Origin of the sequence: Streptococcus cristatus (genome assembly GCF_001588905.1) — a bacterium.
Taxonomy (GTDB): Bacteria; Bacillota; Bacilli; order Lactobacillales; family Streptococcaceae; genus Streptococcus; species Streptococcus cristatus_N.
The window spans coordinates 1-296 of sequence record NZ_LAWH01000040.1; the positions used below are offsets into that span (position 1 = coordinate 1).

General features: G+C 44.3%; 1 protein-coding gene. It reads left to right on the forward strand.

The window, feature by feature from the left end; translation table 11 throughout:
• The coding region (locus A0765_RS10475; RefSeq protein ID WP_179856157.1) for a mucin-binding protein at positions 1 to 296 on the forward strand (296 nt) is incomplete at both ends.

Below are 296 nucleotides of genomic sequence, written 5' to 3' on the forward strand. Positions count from 1 at the left end.
AATAATCCACCGAAACCAAACGATCCAATGGATCCAAGCAATCCAGAAGGACCTAAATGGACAGATGATAAGATCAAGTCAGCTCAACAAGAAGCTGTGAAAGAATTGAGCCGTACGATCAAGTACGTATACGAAGATGGTAAAGAAGCAGCACCAAGCTTCACAGACAGCGCTAAATTCACGCGTATTCTGAAGATCAACGTCGTAACGAAAGCGATCGTAGAAAAAGGCCCATGGACATCACAAGATGACGTGATCAAGGGACAAACTTCACCAGACATCAAGGGTTACGTAGC